This is a genomic window from Nonomuraea sp. NPDC004186, from assembly GCF_053603495.1.
Genome location: NZ_JBSGFQ010000055.1, coordinates 1 through 17,189 on the forward strand (window position 1 = coordinate 1; position 17,189 = coordinate 17,189).

At 70.4% G+C, this 17,189-nt stretch carries 21 protein-coding genes and 1 riboswitch; of the genes, 9 read left to right on the top strand and 12 right to left on the bottom strand.

Annotation, left to right across the window (positions count from 1 at the left end; all coding sequences use genetic code 11):
• Positions 1-171 precede the first annotated feature (171 nt).
• From glyA to ACWEPL_RS36210, 6 genes are all read right to left on the bottom strand, one after another.
• Positions 172-1,446 carry a serine hydroxymethyltransferase gene (glyA, locus tag ACWEPL_RS36185; protein ID WP_435054209.1) on the bottom strand — a complete coding sequence of 425 codons (1,275 nt, stop codon included), beginning with the start codon at positions 1,444-1,446 and terminating at the stop codon, positions 172-174.
• Positions 1,447-1,524, bottom strand: a riboswitch (ZMP/ZTP riboswitch).
• Between the two features lie 42 nt (positions 1,525-1,566).
• Positions 1,567-1,782 (bottom strand): hypothetical protein, encoded by a 216-nt coding sequence (locus ACWEPL_RS36190; RefSeq protein WP_452438865.1) that lies wholly within the window; start codon positions 1,780-1,782, stop codon positions 1,567-1,569.
• Positions 1,779-1,988: a hypothetical protein gene (locus ACWEPL_RS36195; RefSeq protein WP_452438866.1), complete on the bottom strand. Its 210-nt coding sequence runs from the start codon at positions 1,986-1,988 to the stop codon at positions 1,779-1,781. Before ACWEPL_RS36195 ends, ACWEPL_RS36190 begins: the two co-directional genes overlap by 4 nt.
• Positions 1,989-2,136: 148 nt before the next feature.
• The gene (locus ACWEPL_RS36200; RefSeq protein WP_350722668.1) at positions 2,137-3,069 is read right to left on the bottom strand and encodes a YihY/virulence factor BrkB family protein; all 933 of its coding nucleotides are present in this window, start codon (positions 3,067-3,069) and stop codon (positions 2,137-2,139) included.
• A gap of 57 nt (positions 3,070-3,126) precedes the next feature.
• A complete protein-coding gene (locus ACWEPL_RS36205; RefSeq protein WP_350722670.1) occupies positions 3,127-3,501 on the bottom strand; it encodes a YccF domain-containing protein in 375 nt (124 codons plus the stop codon).
• A gap of 54 nt (positions 3,502-3,555) precedes the next feature.
• Positions 3,556-4,320 (bottom strand): TIGR03084 family metal-binding protein, encoded by a 765-nt coding sequence (locus ACWEPL_RS36210; protein WP_452438892.1) that lies wholly within the window; start codon positions 4,318-4,320, stop codon positions 3,556-3,558.
• Between the two features lie 250 nt (positions 4,321-4,570).
• Between ACWEPL_RS36210 and ACWEPL_RS36215 the strand changes: the two genes are divergently transcribed.
• From ACWEPL_RS36215 to ACWEPL_RS36235, 5 genes are all read left to right on the top strand, one after another.
• Complete coding sequence (locus ACWEPL_RS36215; protein WP_350723228.1) at positions 4,571-4,657, top strand: putative leader peptide; 87 nt, start codon at positions 4,571-4,573, stop codon at positions 4,655-4,657.
• Between the two features lie 107 nt (positions 4,658-4,764).
• A complete protein-coding gene (locus tag ACWEPL_RS36220; protein WP_363965762.1) occupies positions 4,765-6,453 on the top strand; it encodes a nitrite/sulfite reductase in 1,689 nt (562 codons plus the stop codon).
• Positions 6,450-6,593, top strand: coding sequence for an Insertion element protein (locus tag ACWEPL_RS36225; protein ID WP_185077756.1), 144 nt, complete (start codon positions 6,450-6,452; stop codon positions 6,591-6,593). The genes ACWEPL_RS36220 and ACWEPL_RS36225 overlap by 4 nt, the downstream gene beginning before the upstream one ends.
• Positions 6,590-7,318, top strand: coding sequence for a phosphoadenylyl-sulfate reductase (locus ACWEPL_RS36230; RefSeq protein ID WP_363965764.1), 729 nt, complete (start codon positions 6,590-6,592; stop codon positions 7,316-7,318). Before ACWEPL_RS36225 ends, ACWEPL_RS36230 begins: the two co-directional genes overlap by 4 nt.
• Entirely contained in the window at positions 7,300-8,094 is a 795-nt protein-coding gene (locus ACWEPL_RS36235; protein ID WP_363965766.1) for a sirohydrochlorin chelatase, read from the top strand. The genes ACWEPL_RS36230 and ACWEPL_RS36235 overlap by 19 nt, the downstream gene beginning before the upstream one ends.
• A gap of 7 nt (positions 8,095-8,101) precedes the next feature.
• Here ACWEPL_RS36235 and ACWEPL_RS36240 read toward each other — a convergent pair whose 3' ends face one another.
• Positions 8,102-8,848 (bottom strand): DUF1707 SHOCT-like domain-containing protein, encoded by a 747-nt coding sequence (locus ACWEPL_RS36240; RefSeq protein ID WP_350722677.1) that lies wholly within the window; start codon positions 8,846-8,848, stop codon positions 8,102-8,104.
• A 168-nt stretch (positions 8,849-9,016) separates the two neighbouring features.
• Between ACWEPL_RS36240 and ACWEPL_RS36245 the strand changes: the two genes are divergently transcribed.
• Positions 9,017-10,354, top strand: a complete 1,338-nt coding sequence (locus ACWEPL_RS36245) for an ankyrin repeat domain-containing protein (protein ID WP_452438867.1) — start codon at positions 9,017-9,019, stop codon at positions 10,352-10,354.
• Between the two features lie 30 nt (positions 10,355-10,384).
• Here the strand turns inward: ACWEPL_RS36245 and ACWEPL_RS36250 are convergent, their stop codons facing one another.
• From ACWEPL_RS36250 to ACWEPL_RS36265, 4 genes are all read right to left on the bottom strand, one after another.
• Entirely contained in the window at positions 10,385-10,957 is a 573-nt protein-coding gene (locus tag ACWEPL_RS36250; RefSeq protein WP_363966600.1) for an HD domain-containing protein, read from the bottom strand.
• A 105-nt stretch (positions 10,958-11,062) separates the two neighbouring features.
• Positions 11,063-11,575, bottom strand: coding sequence for a hypothetical protein (locus ACWEPL_RS36255; RefSeq protein WP_363965770.1), 513 nt, complete (start codon positions 11,573-11,575; stop codon positions 11,063-11,065).
• A 241-nt stretch (positions 11,576-11,816) separates the two neighbouring features.
• On the bottom strand, positions 11,817-12,707 hold the full coding sequence (locus ACWEPL_RS36260) for a maleylpyruvate isomerase family mycothiol-dependent enzyme (RefSeq protein ID WP_452438868.1): 891 nt from the start codon (positions 12,705-12,707) through the stop codon (positions 11,817-11,819).
• On the bottom strand, positions 12,707-13,264 hold the full coding sequence (locus ACWEPL_RS36265; RefSeq protein WP_350722683.1) for a sigma-70 family RNA polymerase sigma factor: 558 nt from the start codon (positions 13,262-13,264) through the stop codon (positions 12,707-12,709). The genes ACWEPL_RS36260 and ACWEPL_RS36265 overlap by 1 nt, the downstream gene beginning before the upstream one ends.
• Before the next feature lie 150 nt (positions 13,265-13,414).
• Here ACWEPL_RS36265 and ACWEPL_RS36270 point away from each other — a divergent pair, with 150 nt between their 5' ends.
• Both ACWEPL_RS36270 and glgX read left to right on the top strand, forming a co-directional pair.
• Positions 13,415-13,840, top strand: a complete 426-nt coding sequence (locus tag ACWEPL_RS36270; protein ID WP_363965774.1) for an OsmC family protein — start codon at positions 13,415-13,417, stop codon at positions 13,838-13,840.
• 112 nt (positions 13,841-13,952) lie between these two features.
• Positions 13,953-16,073, top strand: coding sequence for a glycogen debranching protein GlgX (gene glgX, locus ACWEPL_RS36275; RefSeq protein ID WP_363966602.1), 2,121 nt, complete (start codon positions 13,953-13,955; stop codon positions 16,071-16,073).
• On the opposite strand, the gene ACWEPL_RS36280 is transcribed toward glgX, so the two are convergent.
• On the bottom strand, positions 16,027-16,440 hold the full coding sequence (locus ACWEPL_RS36280; protein ID WP_363965776.1) for a hypothetical protein: 414 nt from the start codon (positions 16,438-16,440) through the stop codon (positions 16,027-16,029). The two genes, glgX and ACWEPL_RS36280, sit on opposite strands and share 47 nt — an antisense overlap.
• A gap of 163 nt (positions 16,441-16,603) precedes the next feature.
• On the opposite strand from ACWEPL_RS36280, the gene ACWEPL_RS36285 reads away from it, so the two are divergent.
• Entirely contained in the window at positions 16,604-17,104 is a 501-nt protein-coding gene (locus ACWEPL_RS36285; RefSeq protein WP_363965778.1) for a GNAT family N-acetyltransferase, read from the top strand.
• Positions 17,105-17,189: the final 85 nt, after the last annotated feature.

Below are 17,189 nucleotides of genomic sequence, written 5' to 3' on the forward strand. Positions count from 1 at the left end.
GACCGCGCCCATCCCGAACCGGACCTGCGTGTCCCCGACCGCGACGAAGTCGAGTTGGGAGTCGTTGACGTCGGGCGGGAGCACCCGGAAGCCGTGCGCCGGCCGGTGGCGTCGCCCCGGAGGAGACGCCGGCCCGGAGCGGCCGGGTGGGCCCGGCGGGAGGTGGGTCGGTTACAGGCCCGGGGCCGGGAACTGGGCGGTGAGCTCGCTGACCTCGTGGTGCACGCGCGTGATGACGTCCTCCGCGTCCCCCTTGGCCAGGGCCGTGACGACCTCGTCCATCCAGGCGCCGATCTGGCGCATCTCGGCCTCGCCCATGCCCCGGGAGGTGACGGACGGGGTGCCGATGCGGATGCCCGACGGGTCGAACGGCTTGCGGGGGTCGAAGGGGACCGTGTTGTAGTTGGTCTCCAGCCCCGCCCGGTCGAGCGCCTGGGCGGCGGGCTTGCCGCCGATGCCCTTGGGCGTGAGGTCGAGCAGGATCAGGTGGTTGTCGGTGCCGCCGGAGACCAGGTCGAACCCGCGGGAGGCGAGCTCGTCGGCCAGGGTCCTGGCGTTGGCGACGACCTGGTGGGCGTAGTCGCGGAACGACGGCTGGGCGGCCTCGTGGAGCGCGACGGCGATGGCGGCGGTGGTGTGGTTGTGCGGGCCGCCCTGCAGGCCGGGGAAGACGGCCTTGTTGAGCGCCGTGGCGTGCTCGTCGGCCGTGGCCATCAGCATGGCGCCGCGCGGCCCGCGCAGCGTCTTGTGCGTGGTCGTGGAGATCACGTCGGCGTGGCCCACCGGGGACGGGTGCGCGCCGCCCGCCACCAGGCCGGCGATGTGGGCGATGTCGGCGGCCAGCACGGCCCCGACCTCGCGGGCGATCGAGGCGAAGCCCTCGAAGTCGATGGTGCGCGGGATCGCGGTGCCGCCACAGAAGATCAGCTTCGGCCGGTGCTCGAGGGCGAGCCGGCGCACCTCGTCGAGGTCGATGCGGCCGGTGTCCTTGCGTACGCCGTAGCGGACCGGGTTGAACCACTTGCCGGTCGCGGAGACGGACCAGCCGTGGGTGAGGTGGCCGCCGAACGGCAGGCCCATGCCCATGACGGTGTCGCCCGGCTGCAGGAACGCCATGTAGATGGCGAGGTTGGCGGGCGAGCCGGAGTAGGGCTGGACGTTGGCGTGGTTGACGCCGAACAGCGACTTGGCCCGCTCGATGGCCACGGTCTCGATCTGGTCGATGACCTGCTGGCCCTCGTAGTAGCGCTTGCCCGCGTAGCCCTCGGAGTATTTGTTGGTGAGGACGGTGCCGGTGGCCTCGAGCACGGCCTTGGACACGTAGTTTTCGGACGCGATGAGCTTGACGGTGTCGGCCTGGCGGCGCTCTTCCGCCTTGATGAGCTCGGCGATCTGCGGGTCGACGCTCGCGAGAGAACTCATGATTCTCCTGTCATCGTTGACAATTGCGAAGACCCAGGCGCACGGCCTCCGCTCCTTTCGCTCCCCGGTGGTCGATCCCACCAAAATGCGCCAGTCGCGTCTCCTCGTAGACGATAGCGGATGTCACGGGGCCCATCCGTCGTGTCACGATGAGCTGACCGCCACGTTCCTGATGACCCCGAGCAGCACCAGATCGACGTCGACCCGGTCGGCGTCCTGCGGCACGCCCTCGAAGATCGCGTACATCCGGAGCCGCGCTCCCGCGGGGAACGGCGGCATCGGCAGGTCCGTGCACGCGCAGGTCTTGTCCTTCCAGGCGGGGTAGATCGGCCGGCCGACGCCGGGCGGGATGAGGTTCACCCGCGAGACGGTGGAGTCGAGGGCGCCGCCGCCGAGTTTGCCGGCCAGGGGCGCGTTCGGCGCACCACGGCAAGCGTGACGGCCGCCACCTCGGCGCGGCCGAGCATCCGGTCCATGAGCTGCTGGGCGGTGGGACGGCGGGCCGGGTCCTTGTCGAGCGCCCGCTCCACCAGCGGCCTGATCCGCTCGTCGAGCCCGTCGAGCACGGGCGCGTGGATGGCGGCCAGCGGAACCTGGCGACCCGCCGCGCGGCCTCGGCTTCCTTGCCGAACCTGCGCCTGAACTCCTCCCGCGCGGCCGGCTCGGGCCGCATCGTCTTCACGGCGACCGCTGCGCCTCCATATCGGGGGGACTCTATTTGGTACGGCTGACGCCCGGCCAGAGCCGGTCCACCTCGGCGTTCAGGATGGCCCCGATGAGCACGGCCAGGGCGGTGATGTAGAGCCAGAGGAGCACGGCGATGGGCGCGGCCAGGGACCCGTAGACGGAGACGGGCGAGAACCAGGCGGCCAGCACGGCCCGCAGCACCGCCGCGCACACGATCCACAGGAAGAGCGCCAGGATCGCGCCGGGCAGCTCCCGGTACCACTTGGTCCGCACCGGCACGCTGACGTGGTAGAGCACGGTCAGGAACAGGACCGAGCCGATGATCACGACCGGCCAGTAGAGGATGTCGATGAGGACGCCGTACTGGGCGGGCAGGGCGTCCCTGAGCAGGGTCGGCCCGATGACCAGGATCGGCATGACGATGATGCCGATGATCAGGCCGACGACGTAGAGGCCGAACGACATCAGCCTGGTGCGGATGATGCCGCGCTCCTCGCCGAGCCCGTAGGCCACGGAGATGAGGTCGACGTACACGTAAAGAGCTCGGGAGCCGGACCAGAGCGACAGCAGGAAGCCGACCGAGATGATCGACACCTTGCTGGCGTCGTCGCTGAGGACGTCGGTGAGGAGCGGGTTGATCACCTTGTTCACGGCCTCTTCCGTGAACAGCACCCCCGCCTGCGCGATCACCCACGCCTTGACCTGAGCGACCACGCTGGAGCCCAGCCAGGTGCCGAGCTTGGCCAGCACGCCGATGAGGCCCAGCACGAACGGCGGCAGCGACAGCAGCGCGAAGAACGCCGCCTCACCTGCCAGGCCGGTGACCCGGTAGGTGACGCCGGCGTTGGTGGCCGCGCGGACGATCGCCCACGACTTCGTGTCGAGCACCCAGCTCAGCCTGGCCCTGGCGTTGGAGACGAGCCCTCTCTTCGGCCGGGGAGGCGCATCGGTGGACGTCATGGCACCCAACGGTATTCGCAGTGACTCTTCGGGACAGCTTACGTCCCGGAGACTGCCCTAGTCGTTGTCAACGATGCGTGCGCCCAGCGGAAGCAGGGAAACGGGGACGAGCTTGAGGTTCGCGATGCCCATCGGGATGCCGATGATCGACAGGAACAGCGGGATCGACGTCACGACGTGCCCGATGGCCAGCCAGACGCCGGCGACCACGCACCAGATGACGTTGCCGATCAGGGAGAACGCGCCCGCGTCGGGGTCGCGCACCACGGTCCTGCCGAACGGCCACAGCGCGTACGCCGCGATCCGGAACGACGCGACGCCGAACGGGATCGTGACGATCAGGATGCAGCAGATGATCCCGGCCAGCGCGTAGCCGGCGGCCAGCCAGAGTCCCGCGAAGATCAGCCAGATGACGTTCAGAATCGTGCGCATACCTGAAGGATCTCACCGGCCGGTCCGCCCGCGTCATCCGGCAAGACCCTGACTTCACCCTGACCTGGGCGCCCGCCCCTTGCCGGGCGGCCCGGCGAATGCCTGCGCGATCTCCATCCAGGCCCGCGCGGGCTCGCCGGTCAGCTCCAGCGCGGTGTCGGACAGGTGGACGCGCTGGGTGACGGCCAGGCAGAAGTCGAGGACGGTGCCGCGGACGAGGCCGTCGGCTCCCTCGGGCCCCGCCGTCCACGTGGTCCCGTCCGGCATGGCCAGCTCGGCGCGTACGGTCTCCTCGGGCACCGGCAGGCCGCGCACGGCGAAGCTGAAGGGCCGGGCGCGGAAGCCCATCATGGCCACGTGGCGCAGCCGGGCCGTCGGCTCACGGGTGACGCCGAGCGCGTCGGCCACGTCCTGGCCGTGCGCCCACGTCTCCATCAGCCGCGCGGTCACGAAGGAGGCGGCCGACATGGCGGGGCCGAACCACGGCACCCGTTCGCGCGCGTCCAGCGTCGCGAACACCTCCAGGCTGCGGGAGCGGGCCGCGCGGAACCACGCGCGCAGCTCCGCCGGCGGCATCCCGCGCGACTCGAGGGCGAGGCCGTCCACGGACGTGAAGCCCGCCAGCGAGGCCTGGAAGCCGCCGGGGTCGGTGGCCGCGCGCACGGCGGCCTCGTCGAACCAGGCCAGATGGCTCACCTGGTCACGGATCGCCCAGCCCTCGGCGGGTGTGGGCCGCTCCCAGTCCTCGTCCCTCAGAGGATCGAGCAGGGCTTCGAGGGACGCGGTCTCGGCACGCAGGTCGTCGAGCAGCTCGGCCATGAGATCCACGCCCGCCAGCCTAACCCGAACAACGTTCTAGGAGAATAATCGTCATGTGATCTGTGAGAGCTGCAAGGACAAACGCCACGAGGACTGCCGCGGGGGCTCCTGGTGCGATTGCCAGCACCAGGTCCAGGAGAAGCCCCATGAGCCCGACCTCAGCTGGAAGAGCCAGGGCTGAGCGAGCTGGACAGTCCCACACTCTGGACCCTGTCTTGGACAAACGGGACGGCCAGAGTATCTTCTAGGTATGCCAGCGGACCCCATGCTCGTCGGTCGACGCCACGTCGATCTTCAGCGTGTCCGCAGTGCCATCTGTTGCGACGCCCGCCTGTAACCCCATCCTTTTCACCGCTGAGCGCGTCGCACACCTCCTCTCCACCCCTGCCCTCGATGACGAGGCAGGAGGAACCCTGCGCGCGCCCATGAACCGAAGGACGCGCAATGAGCACCCCTGCCAGCCGCACTCCTGCCAGCCGGCACCACAAACGCCCGCGCGGCGAAGGCCAGTGGGCTCTCGGTTACCGTGAGCCGCTCAACAAGAACGAAGAGAACAAGAAGAACGACGACGGCCTCAACGTCCGCCAGCGCATCATCGACATCTACTCCAAGCGGGGCTTCGACTCGATCGACCCGGCCGACCTGCGCGGCCGCATGCGCTGGTACGGCCTCTACACCCAGCGCAAGCCCGGCATCGACGGCGGCAAGACCGCCATCCTGGAGCCGGAGGAGCTCGACGACCGCTACTTCATGCTGCGGGTGCGCATCGACGGTGGCCAGCTCGACCTCGCCCAGCTGCGCACGATCGCCGACATCTCCAACGAGTACGGCCGCGGCACCGCCGACCTGACCGACCGCCAGAACATCCAGCTCCACTGGATCGAGATCGAGTCGGTGCCGGACATCTGGGAGCGCCTGGAGGCCGTGGGCCTGTCCACCACCGAGGCGTGCGGCGACACCCCCCGCGTGATCCTGGGCTGCCCGCTGGCCGGGATCGACGCCGACGAGGTGCTCGACGCGACCGAGCAGATCCACGAGGTGCAGGACCGGATCGTGGGCAACCCGGCGTACTCCAACCTGCCCCGCAAGTTCAAGTCGGCGCTGAGCGGCTGCACCGCCCACTGCACGGTGCACGAGATCAACGACATCGCGTTCGTCGGCGTGGTCAACGAGCAGGGTGAGGTCGGCTACGACCTGTGGGTGGGCGGCGGCCTGTCGACCAACCCGATGCTGGGCAAGCGGATCGGCGTGTTCGTCCGGCCGGAGCAGGCGGTCGACGTCTTCGAGGGCGTGGTCGGGATCTTCCGCGACTACGGCTACCGGCGGCTGCGGCACCGGGCCCGCATCAAGTTCCTGGTCAACGACTGGGGAGTCGAGAAGTTCCGCGAAGTTCTCGAACAGGAGTACCTCAAGGAGCCGCTGCCCGACGGGCCCGCCCCCGCGCTGCCGCGCGGCAGCCGCCGCGATCACGTGGGCGTCTTCCCGCAGAAGGACGGCAACTTCTACGTCGGCTTCGCGCCCAAGGTGGGCCGGCTCGACGGCGACAGGCTGCACCTGATCGCCGACATCGCCGAGCGGCACGGCTCCGGCCGGGTCCGCACGACCGTCGAGCAGAAGATGGTCATCCTCGACGTCGCGCCCGACCAGGTCGACTCGATCGTGGCCGAGCTGGAGGCCAACGACCTGCGGGTCCGGCCGTCCACGTTCCGCCGCCAGACGATGGCCTGCACCGGCATCGAGTACTGCAAGCTGGCCATCGTCGAGACCAAGGCCGCGGCCGCCGACCTGATCGACGAGCTGGAGCGGCGGCTGCCGGCGTTCGAGGAGCCGCTGACGATCAACGTCAACGGCTGCCCCAACTCCTGCGCCCGCATCCAGGTCGCCGACATCGGCCTCAAGGGCCAGCTCGTGGTGGACGAGAACGGCGACCAGGTCGAGGGCTTCCAGATCCACCTGGGCGGCTCCCTCGGCGTCAACGCCGGCTTCGGGCGCAAGGTGCGCGGCCTCAAGACCACCGCCAAGGCGCTGCCCGACTACGTGGAGCGCGTCGTCAAGCACTTCGACGCCCAGAAGAAGGAAGGCGAGTCGTTCGCCGACTGGGTGCAGCGGGCCGACGAGGCGGACCTCAAATGAGCGAGCGAGCGGTCCCGTTCCACTGCCCGTACTGCGGCGACGAGGACCTCGAACCCTACGAGGGGGACGGCGGCTGGTACTGCCGCGCCTGCGCCCGCGCCTTCAAGCTCAAGTTTCTCGGGATCGGAGTGAAGATATGACGCTCGTGGACATCGAGGTCGGCCTGAAACAGCAGCGCGGCGCCCTTGACCTGCAGGACATCGTCGAGTCCGCCGCGACGTTCCTCGAGGGCGCCCCCGCCCGCGAGATCATCCGCTGGGCGGCGGCGACGTTCGGCGACCGGCTGTGCCTGACCTCCTCGATGAGCGACGCCCTCCTGATCGACCTGGTGAGCAGGGTCAAGCCCGGCGTGGACGTGCTGTTCATCGACACCGGCTACCACTTCGCCGAGACGATCGGCACGCGTGACGCGGTGCGCCAGGTCTATGACGTCAACGTGATCGACATCAAGCCGTCGCGGACGGTCGAGGAGCAGGATCGCGACCTCGGCCCGCGCCTGTTCGGCCGCAACCCCGACCTGTGCTGCTTCCTGCGCAAGGTCGAGCCGCTCAACCGGGCGCTGGAGCCGTACCTGGCGTGGATCTCCGGCATCCGCCGCGACGAGTCCTCCAGCCGCGCCGGCTCCAAGGTCGTCGAGTGGGACGCCAAGCGGCAGATGGTCAAGGTCAACCCGATCGCGGCCTGGACCCAGGAGGACGTCGACAACTACATCGCCGACAACGGGGTGCTGATCAACCCGTTGCACTACGACAACTACCCCTCGATCGGCTGCGCGCCGTGCACGCGGCAGGTCGCGGAGGGAGAGGATCCGCGCAGCGGACGCTGGGCGGGCCTGGGGAAGGTCGAATGCGGCATTCACCTGTGATCCCCAGCAGGGGACCCGTCCCGTTGGCAGGCGGGGCGGCCCCCGGCCGCGTGCCACTGGTGGCGGTGGCGCACGGGTCGCGAGATCCGCGTGCCGCCGCCACCGTGGCCGCGCTGCTCGACCGGGTACGCCTGGCGCGCCCTGAGGTGCCCGTACGGGTGGCGTACCTCGACCACTGCACTCCCGCACTGGGACAGGCGCTGAGCGGCCTCCAGGAGGCCGTTGTGCTGCCGCTGCTGCTCACCGAGGCCTACCACAGCCGGGTGGACCTGCCGGCGGCGCTGAACGAGGTCCGGGCGCGCGAGCCGCGCCTGCGCGTGCACTACGGCAGCACGCTGGGGCCGCACCCGCTGCTGCTGACGGCGCTGGAGCGGCGCCTGGCCGAGGCGGGCGTGCGCGCCGGGGACCCGGAGACCGCGGTCGTGCTGGTGTCGGCGGGTTCGAGCGACGCCAGGGCCAACGCGGTGATCGCGGGGCAGGCGCGGGCGTGGCGGCGTTCCGGCTGGTGGACGGTGTCCGCCGGCTACGCGTCGGCCGCCGATCCGTCGCCCGCCGAGGCCGTGGCCGCGCTCAGGCGGGCTGGCGCGCCGAAGGTCGTCGTCGCCCCGTACCTGCTGGCGCCCGGCTACTTCGCGGACAAGGTACGGCAGACGAGCCTGGAGGCCGGGGCCGCGGTCGTTTCGGACGTGCTCGGCCCGGCGCCGGAGCTGGTGGAGGTGCTCCTGGAGCGTTACGAGGCGGCCCAGCGGCAGCCGGTGTCCTCCCTGGTCGGCTGAGCCGGGGTCAGTAGCCCCACCGGTCGCCGCGGTCCCCGCGCGCCTGCCTGCCCAGCTCACGGGCCTGCCGGTTCAGCTCGCGGGTCTCCTCCCGCATCTGCCGGCCCAGCGCCCGCCAGTCCTCGCCGTGCAGCCGCCGCCAGTGCTCCCGCCAGGCCGCGAACGCGCGCTGCACCGGCTGCGCCCGCGAGTCGCCGATCACCTTGACGTCCCCCATCACGGCGTACGCGCGCACGCGCACCACGGGGACGTTCATGCCGGGGGCCGCCTGGAGGACGTCCACCCGCTTGTCGCCCATGACGGCCACGCCGTCGAGGTCCACGTTCACGCCGTCAGGGACGATGATCTTGACGTCGCCCATCACGGAGACGGCCATGATGTCCACCATGTCCGTGCGCACCTCGGCCTCGCGCAGGTCGAGCACCACGTCGCCCATCACGGCGACCGCGCCGAGCTCCTGGTCGATCCGCCAGGTCCCGCGCCGCTTGGAGTCGCCCATGAAGCCCACGAACCACCGCCGCTTCCTGCCCGCGGGCACCGGGGCGGGCGCCGGCGCCGGCGCGGGCGTGGCTCCCCCCGGCAGGTCCTGGGTGAGCAGGGCCAGCTCGGCGTGCGTGGTCGCGGAATAGGCGGCCTCGGTACGGTCGGTCAGCTCGGCGAGCGTCAGCCTGCCCTCCACCGATGCGACACGCAGCTGCTCGACGACGGCCTCGCGCTCGGCGTCCGAGGCGCGGAGCCCACCGGGATCAGTCATACTCGCAACATATCGCGTCTTGCCGGGAATGCGACTCCTCCCCGAGAAGGAAAACATGTCATCCCTTGTAGGTGTTTGAACCTAGACGCCGCTTTGGCGCGTACCAAGCGATGACACGGGGCTCTGGCTTGGCCCGGGGCGCGGCCGGACCAGGCTAGGGTCCCTGTCATGCATGAGGAACAGCTCTACCGCGCGGCGTTGAACGGCGAGACCGAGACCGTGGGCAAGCTGCTCACCGGCGGCGCCGATCCCAACAGCCCAGGTGAGGAGGGGTTGCCGCTGTGCGCGGCCGCCGCCTGGGACCGCGTGGAGGTGGCCGGCGCGCTCCTGACGGCCGGCGCCGACGTGAACGGCCGGGAGGAGGGCGGCTGGACGGCGCTGCACTGGGCGGCCTCCAACGGCCACGCCGCCACCGCCAAGGCGTTGATCGAGGCTGGCGCGGAGGTCGACGCGGCCAACGAGTCCGGCGACACCCCGCTCACGCTGGCCGTCCGGCGCGGCGCGCTGAGCGTGGTGCAGGTGCTGCTCGAAGCGGGCGCCGATGCCGAGAAGTACGACGGCGACGGCGACACGCCGCTCGAGATCGCCGCCTCCTGGGTGGGCGTGCACCTGGAGAGCGCGCTGCTCGACCAGATCGAGAAGGAGGGCTGGGAGTACGTCGTGGCCCGCCAGTACGCCAAGGACGGCACCGAGCTGGTCACGGTGGCCGGACGCGCGGCCGACGGCTCGGAGAGTGAGCAGGTGCAGGCGCAGCGCGGCCACGCCGCCGTCGCGACCCTGCTGGAGGACGCGACGGGCACGTACACGCCGGTGGAGCAGCTCGTGGCGCGGGCCGTGGCGCACCGCGACATCGACGAGGACGCCGAGACCTGGTGGATCGTGGCCGACTCGCTGGGCAGGCGGGCGGACGACGAGACGTACGAGGCGCTGGTCCGGCTGTGCGGGAGCGAGGACGCCAGGGAGCGGGAGTTCGGGGTCGACGCGATCGCCCAGTTCGGGTTCGCGGAGGGGGAGAAGCCCTACCTCGACACGACGCTGCCGCTGCTGCAGAAGATGGTTACCACGGAGGGCAACCCGCAGGTGCTGCGGTCGGTCCTGGCCGCGCTCGGGCACCAGGGGGACGCCCGCGCGCTGCCGTACGTGCTGGACGTCATCGGGCGTCCGGGGCACAAGCGCACGATGACGGACGCGATCGCGCTGGCCGACGTGCTGCCGCCGGGCCACGAGGAGGGTCTGGCGCTGCTGATCGCGATGACGGAGGACGAGGACACGGAGGTGCGCGACTGGGCCACCGCCGGGCTCGCCGGGCTGTCCGAGGACACGCCCGTCATCCGTGAGGCCCTGGCCGCCCGCCTCGCCGACGCCGACCTGCGCACGGTGGCCGAGGCCACGCGCGGGCTGCTGACGCGGGGCGACGAGCGCGCTTCGCGGGGGGTGGAGCGGGTGCTGGCGGAGAGCGACGACGAGTACGAGCGGGACCTCGTCACCCAGCCCGTCACCGGCTGACCCGCACCCTCCCGCCGGACCGGGGAGCGCTCAGTCGCCGTTGAGCACGCGCGTCACCCACTCCAGGGTGCCGGTGCGCAGGGCCTCCTCGGCCAGCCGTTTCCCGGTCGGGGTCGTCAGGGCGTCCAGGGAGCTGTCGATCCAGCCCTGGACGTTCTGGTGCCCCTGCTCCCGGTATTCGAGCGCCTGGATGAGGCATTCCAGCTTGTCCGCGTCCCGGGCGCAGACGGCTTCGAGGCTGGCCTTCTCCTCGTACTCCCCCACCGCGTCGGCGACCATGTCCGCCACCTCCGCGGGCAGGCCGCGCATCTGGTCGGCGGTGACGTCCTCGTTGGAGGCCGCCTTGAGGTAGCGCTTGCCGATGTACGGGATGTCGGTGATGCGGGTCTCCTGGGTGTCGTGGAAGAGACTCATGAACGCGGCCCGCTCCGGATTCGCGCCTTCGAGCCTCGCGATCACGCCGGCTATGACGGCCGCGCGGAACGAGTGCTCGGCGATGCTCTCCGGGTCCCGTACGCCCGCCACCAGCCACCCGGTCCGCTTGTAGCGCTTGAGCAGCCCGAACTCGTACAGCAGCCCCGCCAGTCCCGTCGCGTCGTCCATCACGGGGACCCTCCTCTCCTACGGCAAATGCCGTGGCCGTTTCGCCGGCCACGGCATTTGTCATCGACCGTTTCTCCAAAAACGGGAGCTGTTTCAGCTCACCGGTTAATTCTCGGGCCCGAAGATATCCCGCCAGTCGTCCCCGTTGGGCCACCAGCTGTCGTTCTGGCCCGTCTCCTGGCCCGTCTCTTCGGGGGCCTCGTACTGGTCGTCGTCCTTGATCGGCTGCTTGACCGGCGTCTCCTTGACGGGAGGCGTCTGCACCGTCGGCGGCGTGTGGTGCACCGGACGGTGGTGCTCGCGGCGCGGTGTGCGGATGCGGATGATCTCGTCGTCATCACGGTGGTGGTGACGACGTCCCCAGCCGCCCCAGCCCCAGGGGCCACACCAGGGGCGCCAGCAGCCGCCTCCCCATCCGCGACGGCCGCAGTGCTTCCCACAGAGCGGCGGCTTCTCGTTCGAGATGACCCCGACGCCCGCGGCGCTGCTCGGCACCGCGCTCGCCGCGGCCGCCAGACCCGTGGGAAGGAGCAGGGAGCCGACGATGGCGCCGGCCAGCGTTAGTGTCGCGGCCCGCCCATGGCGAGGCGTCCGCGATTGCCGACTTTCAGTGTTCACGTGCATTCGTTTCCGTTCATGGGTAGATCGGCCCGAAATCCAGTGCCCACTATCTCCGCAGGCACTCAGACAGGGGCAGACGTACCCATGTGAATATTCTCGCCTAACTATGTAAACCCAAATAACCTGTCAAAACCATGCGGGGTCATTAAACGATGGTTTTGCGAGTTACTTAAAGGACCTCGCGCTATATCCCAGGGCATTTCCCGCCCAATTCCCCCAGAATGGACAGCGCCGCCGGTCAGGGGCCGGAAAGCGCCGGGGCCGCGGTCAGGACGTCCCTGGCCAGCGGCAGGTCGCCGGCCAGCTCGGCCGGGAACTCGGCGGGCTCTCCCCTGCCGCCCAGCAGGAAGCAGAACGCGACCACGTCCGCCGTGATGTGGGCGTCCGGCGGGCCGGGCCGGGTGTCCTCCACGCCCAGCGGCACCTGCCACTCGCCCCCGCCCGCGCCCGTCAGGGTGAGGTGGAGGGTGCGGCCGGAGCCGTCCATGCCCGACAGGAGCATCGTCCAGGGCAGCAGGCGCGCGCACAGGTCGGCGGTCGGGTGGATGTGCTCGGCGATGGGGTCGGGCAGGCGCAGCCGGGCGGTCCGGGCGGCGTCGGCCGTGTGGATCCAGGTCTCCAGGCAGCGCGCCAGGAGCTGGTCGCGGACCGGGACCTCCATGCCGTCCAGGGTGGCCGGGGTCGTGGGCGGCAGGTCGGCGAGGTGGCGGCAGAGGGCGTCGGCCTGGGCCCGCCAGTCCCTTCTGGTCTGCTCGGGGCTGCGGGTGCGCTCGTACGCCTGAACGTCGCTCGTCCGTCCCGTCGAATCGGTCGCGCCCATGGGCGGCCCCAGCACGGGGGCGCCGACGGAGGCGGCCAGGAGGCCGTCCTTGGCGGCCAGGTGGGCGACGAGCTCCTGGAGGGTCCAGCCCTCGACGATCACGCGTGACCAGTCGTCGTCCACGGCCGAGGTCAGCAGCGCGTCCATCGCGGCCACCCGGCCCGCGTACGGCTCCGCCCAGGCCGCGGTGGGGGCCGCGGGCCTGCGCCGGGCCCTGGCCCCGGCCAGGAGCTGGGGCCGCAACGAACGGGCCGGCACCTCCGGGTCCTCCATCATCGCGTCCAGATAGAGGCGCTCGATGGGGTCCATTACACCTCTTCCTCCGCAAGCGCGTCCGCCAGGCGTCTCAGCGCCAGCCGGATGCGCGATTTGGCCGTGCCCTCGGGCACGCCCAGCTCCTCGCTCACCTGCCGATAGGTCCTGCCGCCGAAGTAGGCGAGCTCCACCGCCTCCCGGAGGCCGTCGGGCAGCGAGGTCACCGCCTGCCGCACCCGTTTGGCCTCGTCCGAGGCCAGGACCGTGTCCTCCAGTCTGTCAGGTTCGCGCTCGAACAGCCTGGGTCCGAGTGCCGACACCCGCCGCCGCTCCTCGGCGCGCACGTGGTCGACCGCACGGCGGTGCGCGATCGTCGCGAGCCAGGCGCGTAAGGTGCCGCGCTCCGGGTCATAGGACAGGGGGCGCTCCCAGAAGACCAGGAACACCTCCTGCGTGATGTCCTCGGCGATCACCCGGTCCCTGGTGACCCGCAGCGCGAGCCCGAAGATCAGCGAGGAGAGCCGATCGTAGACCTCGCCCAGCGCGGACTCATCGCCGCCGACCACCCGCTGGTGCAGCAGGCGGTCGTCGTACGGTGCCTCCACTGGCACCACACTCCCGTGTAATCCGGACCAAGGCGGCGGGTGCGCCGCGACCCGAGCATGTCATTATTCGCCGGAAAAGTAGAGCTGGATGACCGAGAGGCAGGGAGTTTGCCGGCGCGCGATAAGGTCGGAGGACCAATACGGAGGGAGCACGTCATGGCCACCACTCGCACCGCCACCACCCAGTGGAAGGGCAACCTGATCAACGGTTCGGGCACCGTGTCGCTCGACACCTCGGGCGTGGGCACGTTCGAGGTCTCCTGGCCGTCCAGGTCCCAGGAGGCCGGCGGCAAGACGTCCCCGGAGGAGCTCATCGCGGCCGCCCACTCCTCCTGCTTCTCGATGGCGCTCTCGCACGGGCTGGCCGGCGCCGGCACCCCGCCGGAGTCGCTGGAGACCAGCGCCGACGTGACGTTCCAGCCGGGTGAGGGCATCACGGGCATCGTGCTCACGGTGAAGGGCCACGTTCCCGGCATCTCGGCCGAGCAGTTCGCGGAGGCCGCCGAGACGGCCAAGGCCAACTGCCCGGTCAGCAAGGCCCTGACGGGCACCATGATCACGCTCAACGCCGAGCTGCTCTGACGGTCTCCGCGACCTGCCCGGCCCGGAGGCCGGGCACGTGGAGACCCCGGTACGGAGGGCGATCGGCGCATTGAGAGACCAAGAGCGTGTTCGCGTGCGACAATTGGGCCACATGCGCGAGGTCTGGCCGGGCGAGCCCTATCCACTCGGCGGCACCTGGGATGGCGTTGGCACCAGCTTTGCGGTGTTCTCCGAGGTCGCCGAGCGAGTCGAGCTGTGCCTATTTCATGACGACGGCACCGAGGAGCGCGTCGACCTGCCCGAGGTCGACGGGTTCGTCTGGCACGGCTACCTGCCGGGCATCCAGCCGGGCCAGCGCTACGGCTACCGCGTCCACGGCCCGCACGACCCGTCGCAGGGCCACCGGTGCAACCCGGCCAAGCTGCTCCTCGATCCCTACGCCAAGGCCATCGACGGCGAGCTGACCTGGAACCAGGCGCTGTTCCCCTATTACTTCACCGATCCGACCCGGCGCAACACCGAGGACAGCGCCCCCTACATGCCGAAGAACGTGGTCATCAACCCGTTCTTCGAGTGGGGCAACGACCGGCCGCCGCGCATCCCGTACCACCAGACCGTGATCTACGAGGCCCACGTGCGCGGGCTCACCATGCGCCACCCCGACGTGCCGCCCGACCTGCGCGGAACGTACGCGGGCGTGGGGCATCCGGCGATCATCGACCACCTGCTGTCGCTGGGGGTGACGGCGGTCGAGCTGATGCCGGTCCACCACTACATCCCCGAGCACTTCCTGGTCGCCCGCGGGCTGACCAACTACTGGGGCTACAACACCATGGCCTACCTGGCTCCCCACGGCGGCTACTCCAGCGCGGGGACGCGGGGGCAGCAGGTGCTGGAGTTCAAGGCGATGGTGCGGGCGCTGCACGAGGCGGGCATCGAGGTCATCCTCGACGTCGTCTACAACCACACGGCCGAGGGCGACCACATGGGGCCCACGCTGGGGTTCCGGGGGATCGACAACGCCGCCTACTACCGGCTGCACGACGGCGACCGGCGCTACTACCTCGACTACACCGGGTGCGGAAACTCCCTCAACGTACGCTCGCCGCACGCGCTGCAGCTGATCATGGACTCGCTGCGTTACTGGGTCCTCGACATGCACGTGGACGGGTTCCGGTTCGACCTGGCCTCGGCGCTGGCCAGGGAGCTGCACGACGTCGACCGGCTGAGCGCGTTCTTCGACCTGATCCAGCAGGATCCGGTGATCTCGCAGGTCAAGCTGATCGCCGAGCCGTGGGACGTGGGGCCCGGCGGCTACCAGGTCGGGAATTTCCCGCCTTTGTGGACGGAGTGGAACGGCAAATATCGCGACATCGTGCGCGATTTCTGGAGAGGCACGCATTCCGCGCTCCCCGAGTTCGCCTCCCGCCTGACCGGCTCCGCCGACCTGTACGAGTCCTCCGGCCGCCGCCCGGTCGCCTCGATCAACTTCGTGACCTGCCACGACGGTTTCACCCTCAGCGACCTGGTCTCGTACGACCACAAGCACAACGAGGCCAACGGCGAGGACAACCGCGACGGCACCAACGACAACCGCTCCTGGAACTGCGGCGCCGAGGGCCCCGTGGAGGACCCCGGCATCGTCCAGCTCCGCCACCGCCAGCGCCGCAACTTCCTGGTCACCCTGTTCCTGTCGCAGGGGGTGCCCATGCTCTCCCACGGCGACGAGCTCGGCCGCACCCAGCGCGGCAACAACAACGCCTACTGCCAGGACAACGAGCTGGCCTGGGTCGACTGGTCGATGCTGCACACGGAGCCGGAGCTGCTGGAGTTCGTCAGGGCGCTGTCGAAGCTGCGCCGCGAGCACCCGGTCTTCCAGCGCCGCCGCTTCTTCCACGGCCGCCATCCCAAGGACGGCAAGCGCGACCTGGTCTGGCTCACCCCGGGCGGCACGGAGATGACGGCGAGCGACTGGCACATCGGCTACGCCAAGTCGCTCATGGTCTACCTCAACGGCGAGGCCATCACCGAGCCCGGGCCGCGCGGCGAGCGGATCGTGGACGACTCGTTCCTGCTGCTCATCAACGCCCACCACGAGAACATGTCGTTCACGCTGCCGGGCGAGGAGTGCGGCACCGGATGGGTGCCCGTGCTCGACACCAGCCACGAGACGATGGAGGACGCGTTCGTGGACGAGGGCTGGCAGGCCGGCGACCTGGTCGCCGTCACGGCCCGTTCCCTCCAGGTCCTGCGCCAGCCGCGCTCGCGGTGAGCAGCATCAGCGCGAACGTCGCCACCCCCGCCAGGCCGTGCAGCGTCACCGCCAGCACCGGGAACCGGCGCCCGCCTGTCGTGTGCCGCCCGGCCCCGAGCCAGCGCGTGGACATCGTGAACCCCAGCAGCGCGGCCACCGCCAGCCCTCCGAACGCGGCCCACGCCAGCGCCCTGCTCCCCGTGACCAGCCCGCCCACCCAGCACACCAGCGCCGACACGGCCAGCGTCGGGTGGGAGAACACCAGCGCGGCCGGGAAGCGGGTGACCTTGGCCCGGCGCAGCCCGTCCCCGGAGAGCCAGAAGTAGAGCAGGTACACTCCGGCCAGCGCGGCGATCGCCCATGCCACAGCGGTGATCAGACCCACAGGGCCTCCCTCCCCCGATCCCCTTCCGCCACGTAAGCACGTGAACGCCCGCGCGTCCTTGGATACACAAAAGTGCTATACGCCCCATATCCCGAAATGCCCGCTCGCATCTGCTAGCTTTACCTTTCCGGTCGGATGTTGATTCCGGCCGGAACGTGTTTGTATGACCATTTCTCAGGCAACCGTGCGGCCCGTGTGCGCCGCCGACCACCCCACCGTCGAACGGCTCTGGCTCATGTTCCGCCACGACATGGCGGAGTTCCAGGGCGGGCTGCCCAACCCCGACGCCACCTATCACAGCGACCGGCTGCGCTCGGCGCTCGAGGACGACGACTGGGCGGCCTACCTGTTCACCAGCGACGACCGGCCCGTCGGGTTCTCGTTCGTGCGCGCGCTGTCCGGCCCGGCGCGCGTGCTGAACAGCTTCTTCGTGGTACGCGGCGCGCGCCGGTCCGGGATCGGGATGGAGGTCGTACGGGAGGTGATCTCCCGGCACCCCGGCCCCTGGAAGATCGCCTTCCAGGACTCGAACGCGGCGGCCGTCGCGTTCTGGCGGCGCGTCGCCATCGAGATCGCCGGTGAGGCGTGGACGGAGGAGCGCCTGGCCGTGCCGAACCGGCCCGACGTTCCCCCGGACGCGTGGATCTCCTTCACCACCGCCTGACCAGCCCAGAAACCGGGCGGGGCCCGCGACGAGCGGGCCCCGCCCCAGCGCGAGCTCCCGCGTGGGCCAACTGTCGGTGGGGTGT